We start from the raw sequence: 1573 nt of genomic DNA on the forward strand, positions 1-1573 counted from the left end.
TGTTTTTTTTTCAGTGGTACACGAATCGACTCGCAATCGACGTCTTCGTACTTGGTTTGTCGCGGAAGCGACGGACTGGCTACGAAACGGTACATGGGAGTAATGTGGGAACGTTGAGTAGATTGCCATTGGGCTAGCACGCTCTACCACCATGTGAAATAGACCAACGCGAAGAGAAAGTATCGGCCCCCACACAGCACACTATCTTCGAGAGGAAGTATGCGGGTTTATTATAGTTTGTACGGTCACCTGCTTAATAAAGCGAGGCTGTTCAAAGGGTTTAAAAAGGTATTCAAAGCGAAAGGCGCGGCCGGAATAGATGGGCAGAGCCTGAGCGCGTTTGCCTCAAATCTGGATAATGAACTATCGCAGCTTCTTCTTGAACTCAAAACCAAACGCTATCAACCGCAACCGGTAAGGCGGGTCATTATCCCGAAAGACGGGGGCGGTGAGCGTCTATTGGGTATCCCAACAGTTAGGGATAGAGTGGTTCAACAATGCTTGAATGACCTCCTTACACCCATCTTCGAAGAGCAGTTCCATCCATCCAGCTTTGGTTATAGACCGAAGCGGAGCTGTCACGATGCCATCAATAAAGCCACGATGTTCATCCGTCGATACGGACGGCGACACGTGGTGGACATGGACCTGTCGAAGTGCTTCGATAAGCTGGACCATACGCTTATCATTAAGAGTATTAAAAGACGGGTTCGTGATGGTAGCGTGCTGAGTCTCATTGCTCAGTTCTTACAAAGTGGGGTGATGGTAGATGGACATTGGCAGCAGACAGAGACAGGCAGTCCGCAAGGCGGGGTAATAAGCCCGCTCATAGCGAACATCTATCTGGATGCGTTCGATGAGGAAATGAAACAACGTGGGCACCGCATAGTGCGCTATGCTGATGACATCCTTATCCTGTGTAGCAGTCGTGCAGCGGCAGAAAATGCCAAAGCGCAAGCCACACACATCTTAGAAGAAAAGCTAAAGCTAAGCGTAAACACGGAGAAAACACACATCACCCACAGTGATGTTGATGTGAAGTTCCTCGGCGTTGAAATCGGGACGAAACATACCCGCATCCAGCCCAAGAAACTCACCGCGTTTAAGGCGAAGCTCAAGCAGATGACGAAACGCAATGGCGGAATGCCACTGCAATCAGTTATCAATGCACTAAACCCACTGCTAAGAGGGTTCAGTTATTACTTCAAGATAGCCAATGCGAGCAGGGTATTTAAGCAACTCGCGAGCTGGCTAAGACGGCGCTTGCGCAGCATCCAACTTAAGTTATGGAAGAAGGCGAGCCGCCTCCATCGCTGGCTACGACAGCATGGTTATAAAGGCAAGTTCGCTCACATCAACATGACGAGCTGGAGCAGTGCACGCAGTCCTTTAGCAAGCTACGCGATGCCAAACAGTTGGTTCGATGAACTTGGGCTAATGAACTTGGAGAATGTTGCAACGGGATATGTGTTTAGCAATTACGCTAAATAACTATGTACATGAGCCGTATACGAGGCCCGTATGTACGGTTCTGTGAGAGGGATGAGGCGGTGACGCCTCACCCTACTCGATG

Annotated in this window: 1 protein-coding gene; it reads left to right on the forward strand. The window is 49.5% G+C overall.

The annotated features are described in order from the left end of the window. The first annotated feature begins 219 nt into the window (after nt 1–219). On the forward strand, nt 220–1491 hold the full coding sequence (gene ltrA, locus ACX5KA_RS12850; RefSeq protein WP_458731340.1) for a group II intron reverse transcriptase/maturase: 1272 nt from the start codon (nt 220–222) through the stop codon (nt 1489–1491). Nucleotides 1492–1573: the final 82 nt, after the last annotated feature.

This window comes from Alteromonas alvinellae (genome assembly GCF_902705805.1).